This is a genomic window from Maribacter sp., assembly GCF_049667165.1.
Lineage (GTDB): Bacteria > Bacteroidota > Bacteroidia > Flavobacteriales > Flavobacteriaceae > Maribacter_A.
This window is the reverse complement of record NZ_JBATHS010000060.1, coordinates 19,486-28,846: the sequence shown is the minus strand read 5'-3', so window position 1 is coordinate 28,846 and position 9,361 is coordinate 19,486. Positions and strand designations below refer to the sequence as shown.

At 42.0% G+C, this 9,361-nt stretch carries 6 protein-coding genes; all 6 read left to right on the top strand.

The window, feature by feature from the left end; translation table 11 throughout:
* The coding region (locus WBM98_RS03850; RefSeq protein ID WP_424364704.1) for an arylsulfatase at window positions 1-1,544 on the top strand (1,544 nt) is incomplete at its 5' end.
* A gap of 23 nt (window positions 1,545-1,567) precedes the next feature.
* On the top strand, window positions 1,568-4,696 hold the full coding sequence (locus WBM98_RS03845; protein ID WP_424364703.1) for a glycosyl hydrolase: 3,129 nt from the start codon (window positions 1,568-1,570) through the stop codon (window positions 4,694-4,696).
* 1 nt (window position 4,697) lies between these two features.
* Window positions 4,698-5,246 carry a CopD family protein gene (locus tag WBM98_RS03840; RefSeq protein WP_424364702.1) on the top strand — a complete coding sequence of 183 codons (549 nt, stop codon included), beginning with the start codon at window positions 4,698-4,700 and terminating at the stop codon, window positions 5,244-5,246.
* A gap of 175 nt (window positions 5,247-5,421) precedes the next feature.
* Window positions 5,422-6,849, top strand: coding sequence for an ATP-binding protein (locus WBM98_RS03835; protein ID WP_424364701.1), 1,428 nt, complete (start codon window positions 5,422-5,424; stop codon window positions 6,847-6,849).
* A gap of 10 nt (window positions 6,850-6,859) precedes the next feature.
* A complete protein-coding gene (locus WBM98_RS03830; protein ID WP_424364700.1) occupies window positions 6,860-7,642 on the top strand; it encodes an enoyl-CoA hydratase/isomerase family protein in 783 nt (260 codons plus the stop codon).
* A gap of 21 nt (window positions 7,643-7,663) precedes the next feature.
* On the top strand, window positions 7,664-9,220 hold the full coding sequence (locus tag WBM98_RS03825; RefSeq protein WP_424364699.1) for a hypothetical protein: 1,557 nt from the start codon (window positions 7,664-7,666) through the stop codon (window positions 9,218-9,220).
* Window positions 9,221-9,361: the final 141 nt, after the last annotated feature.

Here is a 9,361-nt window from a genome sequence, read left to right as displayed (position 1 = left end):
CCCCGGTATGTGCCCCAACAAGGGCGAGTTTAATGACAGGGCGATATTCACTAAGGACCGGAATCAGGGATACCTATAACGGAGGCGCTATCATGGCGGCCAATGAGGTGACCCTTGCCGAAATGTTGCATCAGGCCGATTACAAAACAGGGATTTTTGGGAAGTGGCATTTAGGGGATAATTATCCTTCCAGACCTATGGACCAAGGTTTTGATGAGTCGCTCATTCATCTTTCGGGCGGCATGGGTCAGGTTGGGGATTTCACCACCTATTTTAAGGGGGACAAAAGTTACTTTGACCCCATACTCTGGCATAATGGCAAACAACAAGCCTATGAGGGCTATTGCAGTGATATTTTTGCCGATAAGGCCATTGCCTTTATCGAAGAGAATCATGAGCAGCCGTTTTTCTGCTACTTATCCTTCAATGCCCCGCATACCCCCTTACAGGTGCCAGACAGTTATTATGAGCGCTATAAGGACATTGACCCTGCTTCGGGTTTTGATGGCGATCCTAGGCCCTTTGTTGCCATGAGTGAACAGGACAAGGAAGATGCGCGAAAAGTGTATGCCATGGTCTCGAATATAGATGACCATATTGGCAAATTGATGCAAAAACTCGAAGATCTGCATATTTCAGAGAATACACTGGTCATATTCATGACCGATAACGGCCCTCAGCAAGTCCGGTATACTGCCGGTCTACGGGGCAGAAAGGGAAGTGTATATCGCGGCGGTGTTCGGGTGCCTTTTTATATGAGATATCCATCTAAATATAAAGGCAATAGGGCTATTGAAACCACAACGGCCCATATCGACATATTGCCCACCCTATCGGAGATTTGCGATGTAAAACTGCCCGAAAATAAAAAAATGGACGGGAGGAACTTGGTTCCCCTTTTGAACAACAAAAAGGTGGCTTGGGAAAACAGGCCCCTGTTTTTTTATTGGACACGGCGTTACCCGGAATTATACCATAATATGGCGGCACAAAAAGGATCTTTTAAATTGGTGGCACACACTGATTATGATGCCGCTATAGCGGATTTTGAACTGTTCAACATCGAAGAGGATCCTTATGAAGAACATAATTTGGTGCATCAAAACGAGGACATAGCGGTTTCCCTTAAAGCAGAAATGGATGCGTGGTACAACGAATTGTTATCGTCTCCCAATATTACGGATCCACCTCGCATTCAAATAGGTAATGAACATGAAAATCCGGTTTTCCTCAATAGAAATGATGCTAGCGGGGAAAGGGGAATCTGGGCACAGGAAGAAATTTATGGAAAATGGAGGGTCTCCATTGCGAAAGGAATCTATCGAATTACGTTTAGATTTGTAGCTCCAATTCCCAAAGGCGGTAAAATGTACCTTGAAACCGGAGCGAGGATCAATCAAAAGATACATGACTTTGAAAATGCGGATAGCATTGAAATGAAAAATATACAATTACCAAAATTGGACTGTGATTTAATTCCGTTTTATTCCATCGATAATGAAAAGATTCTTCCATTCTGGGTTGAAATAGAGAAAATAGATTAATACTTTACAAGCTAAAACCAAAAATGAAAAAATTACCACTTCTATTCCTTGTCATAGCAACCTCAATGGGCTTCGCCCAAACGGCTGAAGATTATTTTAAACCCTTGAAATATCGAAATATCGGTCCGTTTAGGGGCGGTAGATCGGTAATGGCTACTGGTGTCGTTGGCGACCCAATGACGTATTACATGGGGACTACAGGAGGTGGTCTTTGGAAAACTTCGGATGCTGGTCAACGCTGGGAAAACATCTCTGATGGCTTTTTTGAATTGGGTTCAGTAGGGGCCATAGCAGCTTCTTCGTCGAACCCGAATATATTGTATTGTGGTATGGGCGAGCATGCTCCCAGAGGCGTTATGACTTCCTATGGGGACGGCGTTTATAAGTCTACGGACGCTGGTAAAACATGGCAGAAAATGGGATTGGAGGCCACGCAACATATTGCCCGAATTGTAATACACCCAACCAATCCGGATATTGTTTATGTTGCTGCACAGGGTGCATTATATGGTCCTAATAAAGAACGAGGAATCTATAAATCAACCGATGGGGGCAAAACATGGAAAAATACCTTGTTCGTCAATGATTTGACAGGCTGTTCAGAATTATCGATGGATGCCAATTATCCCGAAATAATGTATGCAGCCATGTGGCACCACCAACGAAAGCCAAATATTGTGATTAGTGGCGGTGAAGGTAGTGGTATGTACAAATCTACCGACAGTGGCGAAAGTTGGTTCAAAATTGAAAAAGGTTTACCTAAAGAAAAGGGTAAAATGGCCGTTTCTGTGAGTCCGGCCAATTCTAACAAGGTATATGCGGTGGTTGAAAGTGATTCCGATAAGGACAAAGGTGGACTTTTCGTATCCAACGATGCGGGAAAAAGCTGGAGCATGGCAAGCGGGGATAATCGTTTGGTGCAACGCGCCTGGTACTACATAGAGGTGTTTACTGATCCTAACGATGAAAATACGGTCTATGTGATGAGTGCGCCAGCCTTGCGTTCTATTGACGGCGGAAAAACCTGGGAAACGTTGACAGGTACACATGGTGATTATCATGATTTGTGGATCAATCCAGACAACTCCAATAATATGGTTATTGCCAATGACGGTGGGGCTGCAATTAGCTTTAATTTCGGTAAAACCTGGTCTTCGCAGGATATTATGCCCACCGCCCAATTTTATAGGATCAGTGTGGATAATCTGTTCCCCTATAATATTTATGGAGGCCAACAGGACAATACCTCAGTAAGGATTGCAAGTCTTTCCCTTGGGAGAGGTGGAATTACAGGACAGGATTGGACCTATGCCGCTGGGGGCGAAAGTGCCTTTTTGGCTTTTGATCCAGACAATCCCAGGTATGTTTTGGGCGGAAGTTATTTAGGGACTATTGAGGCCTTGGATATGGAATCGAAAGCCTCGACACAGATTATGGCCGCACCTATTCAATATTTGGGAAGGGCAGCCAGAGATATGAAATACCTGTATAATTGGAATGCCCCGATCATTAAATCCCAGCATGAACCAAATACGTTTTTCCATTGTGCCCAATTGGTACTAAGAACGAGGGATATTGGAGTAACTTGGGAAGAAGTCTCACCAGATTTGACCCGAAACATGGATGATAAACAAGGAAAAGGTGGTGGTCCATATACCATTGAGGCCGTTGGGGCCGAAAATTATGGCACTATAGCCTATATGATTGAATCGCCTCATGAAAAAGGGGTATTTTGGACCGGTAGCGATGATGGTTTTGTTCATATTACAAAAGACAATGGTTCAACTTGGCAGAATGTTACGCCAAAAGGATTAAAAGAATGTTTAATCAATGCCATTGAGGTTTCACCGCATAATCCAGCTACGGCCTATATCGCGACTACCCGCTACAAATTCAATGATTACACGCCTGTTCTTTATAAAACCACTGATTACGGAAAAACATGGACCAATATAAGTTCTGGAATACCGTATGGCGCATTCACAAGAGTTGTGCGTGAAGATCAAACACGCAAGGACTTATTGTTCGCTGGAACAGAGAAAGGAATATTTGTATCTTGGAACGGTGGAAAAAACTGGGAATCTTTTCAATTAAATTTACCAAAAACACCAATTACGGATTTGAAAGTACATAAAGGGAATCTTGTTGTAGCCACATCGGGCAGGTCGTTTTGGATATTGGATGATTTAAAGGCGTTGGAGCAATACCGGCCTTCAAAAAAGGGATTGGGAATAATGAAACCTGCGGACGCTTTAAACGGTTCATGGAGAAGTCCATTAAGTGGAAATTCAGATAAATTCAAGGGCACTAATCCTTTCAATGGGGTAAATCCTGCAAACGGCATGGTCATTTATTATGAGCTGCCCAAACTTTCAGATTCTACCAATATTTCTTTAGAGATTGCAGATTCAAAGGGAAAAGTGGTTCGAACTTTCAGTTCAAAACGGGATAAGGATACCGTTAAGTTCAATGGAGGTGGCCCGCCACAGGAACCATTATTAAATAAAAAAGAAGGATTGAATAGGTTTGTATGGAATATGGAACATGCATCATTGCCAGGGATACCAAATGTATATATGGAAGCACGTTTTAGAGGGCATAAAGCTCCCCCGGGAGAGTACACCTTAAAGCTAAAAGTAGGGGAGGAAGTTGTCACTGCCAACGGTAAGATAGTTGAAGTGCCAATCTATGAGACCAAAGCCGGTCAATACGAAGAATACGATGCGTTTATGACTGAAATGGAGCAGAAACTTTCTTTGATGCACAATAAGGTAAATTCGTTGTTCAAAGTTCAGAAACAATTGAAATCGGTTCTTAAAGATATAAAGAACACGGATTTAAAGGCTGCAGGCGAAAAATTATTGACGCAATTGGATGTTTGGGATAAGGATATGGTTCAAAGAAAATCAAAGGCTTATGACGATGTCGAGAATTTTCCAAATAAATTCACGGCAGAATATCTATTTTTGATAGATGCGACCAATAGTAGCATACCCAGGGTAAATCTATCATCAAAAGATCGTAAAGCCGAATTGGATTCCCAATGGGACATACTTAGTAAAGAAGCGGATAGATTGATTAATATAGAGATTCCTTCAATTAATAAACAATTATGGGAAGCCGGTGTTGGCGCCATTAGAATCAATGAATAACATGGAGTATTACAATTACATCAAGGCATTGCACCTGATTTTTATCGTTACCTGGTTCGCAGGACTATTTTACATTCCCCGTTTGTTCATTTATCATATCGAGGCTTCGCAAAAGCCATCCCCGGATAAGGAAATCTTGACGACACAGTTAAAATTGATGACCAAACGCCTATGGAATATCATCACATGGCCCTCGGCTATTCTATCTACCATTTTTGCCATTTGGTTGTTGGTTATACAACCGATTTGGTTAACGGAACCCTGGATGCTCGTTAAATTGGGTTTTGTTGTGCTCCTATTTTTATATCACTTAAAGAGCCATCAGATCTTTAAGCAATTGCAACGCGATGAGGTAAATTATACCTCTCGGTTTATGCGCATTTGGAACGAAGGAGCCACGTTGATCCTATTTGCCGTTGTGTTTTTGGTCATTCTCAAAAGTGCCTTCAACTGGATTTTCGGGGTGGTCGGTATCATTGTGTTGGGGATTCTCTTGATGTTGGGGATCCGATTGTACCGACGTATACAGCAAAAAAATCCAAATGCATAGGTCATTGACGCGCCAAGTGAGGTATTGGTTCCATCGAAGTCACTCGATATAACAAAGTTAGCGGGATTGGACTGCCGTCAACTCCCCTAAAATGGCCTGATAATTGCTATATTTAACAACAAATTCCAGAAACTTGTTCAAAAACCTGTCACTCCGTTCAAGAATTTTCTCAACCATGATCTTGTTGGTTCTAATTGCATCTATTTTGATTGCAGCTATTACGGTGTTTCAATATCGCGAGCAGACAAAAGATTACCACGAAGATCGTTTGGAGCGTAAAGAAGAACAAATTAAACTGAGTATCAGATATACGCTTCAAAAAACTACTTTTCCTGTAACTACCGAAAATTTAGGTTCGATATTTTTTGAAGAAATATATCATATTGCAGACGTTCAAAATGTAAATTTCAATATTTACGATCTTGAAGGGGAGTTGATAAAAAGCTCTAGGCCCAAATTTGAAGAAGATTCCATATCAAACTGTTTAGACGTCGAAGTTCTCAATAGACTTGAAGCCAGTGCGGAAAAACGATATGTTGAGGAGAACTCCGCGGCAGGCGACAAATACCAAGCTTCATATACGTATATCAATGACAATAAGTTTAAACCTATTGGTATATTAAATTTACCGTATTATGAAGACCCTACTTTTAATGATATGGAACTTAAGGAATTCCTGGGACGATTAGCGGGCGTATATTTGTTGATGCTCCTCATCGCCATTGGTCTTGCCTACTTTATTTCAAAATATATAACCCGATCTCTCGATGAAGTGACCGAGATGATGGGCAAAACCGATTTGACCAAACGCAACAAAAAGATATTTGTAAAAGAAACCAGTTCAGAGATTGGGAAGTTGGTAAATGCGTATAACGCCATGATAGACGAACTAGAGCAAAGTGCGGTAAAATTAGCCCGTAGTGAGCGTGAACAAGCTTGGCGTGAAATGGCGAAACAAGTGGCACATGAGATCAAAAACCCATTGACCCCAATGCGATTGAGCGTTCAAAGTTTTGAACGCAAGTTCGATCCATCGGATCCCGATATCAAGAAGAAAGTCAAGGAGTATTCCAATACCTTGATCCAGCAAATTGATACCATGAGCAGTATAGCCTCTGCCTTTTCAAATTTTGCCAAGATGCCGGCCCAACAGAATGAAACCTTGAATGTGGTAAAAATAGTCCGTTTGGCATTGGATATTTTTAACGAACCCTACATTCACTTTATCTGTGATGAAGAAGAGATCATTGCCAAATGGGATAGGACCCAACTGATCCGCGTAGTGACCAATTTGGTGAAGAATGCTACCCAGGCTATGATCGACCAACCTTCCCCAAGAATATTGGTAACAGTGGCCTCTGAGGGCAATAATGTTAAAATCTCCGTTGCTGATAACGGCATTGGTATTGCCGATGATTTCACCGAAAAGATCTTTGAGCCCAAGTTTACCACCAAATCCAGTGGTATGGGCTTGGGCTTGGGCATGGTTAAGAATATTGTGGAAACCTTTAACGGCAGTATAGATTTTACATCCCAACCGGGAAAAGGAACTGTATTTACCGTGATCTTCCCAAAAAACAATGCTTCCAAGAACAAGAATTAAATAACAGTCTATGAAATATGAGAACATCTTAGTGAATATAGAGGGTCAGTTGGCCCAGATCACGATCAATCGCCCCAATAAACTCAATGCCCTCAACAAGGATACCATACAAGAACTTCATGGAGCCTTCACACAGCTCGAAAAGAATAAAAAAGTACGCGCCATCATTATCACCGGTAGTGGGGAAAAAGCTTTTGTTGCAGGTGCCGATATTGCTGAATTCGCCAACTTTTCGGTAAAACAAGGGAAAAAATTGGCGGCCAAGGGCCAGGAACTGCTTTTTAATTTTATCGAGAACCTATCCAAACCCGTTATCGCTGCCATCAATGGTTTTGCCTTGGGTGGCGGACTCGAATTGGCCATGGCCTGTCATTTTAGGGTGGCCAGTACGAACGCAAAAATGGGGCTTCCCGAAGTTTCACTGGGGGTTATACCAGGATATGGGGGTACACAGCGTTTGCCTCAATTGGTAGGTAGGGGCAGGGCTATGGAGATGATTATGACCGCGGGAATGATCGATGCCGCCAAAGCCCTCGAATATGGTTTGGTCAACCATGTGGTCCCTCAGGATGAATTATTGGGGCACTGTACCCAATTGGCAGGTAAAATATCGAATAATTCCCCCGTTGCCATCAGTTACGCAATAAAAGCCATAAATGATTGTTTTAACACAAGTGTTAATGGATATGATACGGAGATTGACGGTTTTGGCAAATGCTTTGGAACGTCTGATTTTAAAGAAGGCACCAGCGCATTTTTGGACAAGCGTAAAGCCCATTTCCCCGGTAAGTGAATATCATAAAAAACCCTTCTTATGAATTTTCGAAAATACACAACCTTGTTTTTCCTTCTTATGGTTTCCTGTTTGCTGTCCGCACAGGATATACCCCTTGATTTTTCAATTGGGGAAAAATATAACGATAGGTATAAGTATTCGAATCTATTGACCATTTCCAATGACGGTACCGGGGGTACTTTTTTGGTGAGATCTTATTTTACTGGGGTAATCCTAAGGCCAAAAGGCTATTTGATCGAGCATTATGATGCCAATATGCAATTGATCAATGAGTATAACTATAAACTCAAAAATGCGAATTTGGTAGACGGTTATGTGGCCAATGGGCAGATCTATCTGATTTTTTTGGATTATGATTATGATGCCTTCGCCTATGAATATTCGGTACATCGCAGTCCACTTTCAGAAATGAACTTTACACGGGAACTCTTATTGACCATCCCATCGCAGGAGGTATCCGAACCTTTGGATAAAAACTATTATAACCGTAATTTCTCTTCCGGGTTTACCACCTCGGTCTTGTTCAACGACAAAAAAAATGCCTTTGTGATCAGCACCCATTTTAAAAAGGGGAAGACCAATAAGCATTTTATCTACCTATTCAACGCGGGCTTGCAAAAAGTCGTGGAACATGATTTCTCAGCAGAGGTTGAGGAAAAGAACTATGCCTTTGAGAATGTTGCCTTTTCCAAGGATTTACAGGAAGCCTATATCGTGGGCAAGGCCTATTTCAAGAAAAAAAGATTTCAGGTAGACGAGCGTAAATTCCAATACGAATTGATCAAGGTTTCCCGTAATGGGGCAGCTACACAGACGTTTGATGGGCCAGGGAAATTCTCGGAAGCCTTGACCCCCATTGTATATAAGGATGAATTGCTATGCGTGGGTTTTTATGCCAATAGAAAGGACAATAGATACAACGGGTTGGCCTATTTTAACATCAACCCAACTACCTTGGCCCTTAATTCACGAAAATATAGTCCTTTTTCTGAGCAATTCATGATGGATAAGTTTGGTCGTGAGGAGGATAAGGTCATCAAGGATCTGGTATTCAAAAATGCTTCTATAGCCGATGATGGTTCGATCCATTTTAATGCCGAAGAGTATTTTGTGACCTCAAGCGTACAGGCAAATTCAAGCGGGGGACGGCTTAAAGTGACGCGATACCACCATAACGACATCGTAAGTGCCAAACTAAGTGCGGATGGCGATATGCTATGGACCAGGAACATTAACAAGGCTGAGGTAACCCAAGGAGATGGAGCCTATGCCTCCTATAGTTCGTATACCAAAGACGGCAATACGTACTTCTTTATAAGTACTGCTGCTGAAAATCCGCAGGTATTGCCGGGCGACCGATTGCTTTTTAGGCAAGGACTTAGTCGAAATAGAAATGTTTTCGTAATCAAATTGGATGCTGAAGGCCACCTAAGTTATAAGAAATTGATCGATGATAAGGATGCCCGCCTACCCTTAATGGTCTCTACGCCCTTATTCAACAAATCGGACAACCAAATACTCTTTTATGCCAAAAGAGGCACCAAAAAACAATTGGTCAAGGTTTCCCTTAATTAACAAAAGCCATTTCGGCCGAAAGAAGAAAGCATATCCGCTTGACATAATTCGATTCCTCTTAACCCATACCCGTTCGGCATGACTATACCCGTAAATTCATACGCACGTCATTTCAATCCCGAGACTTCGGGGGAGAAATCA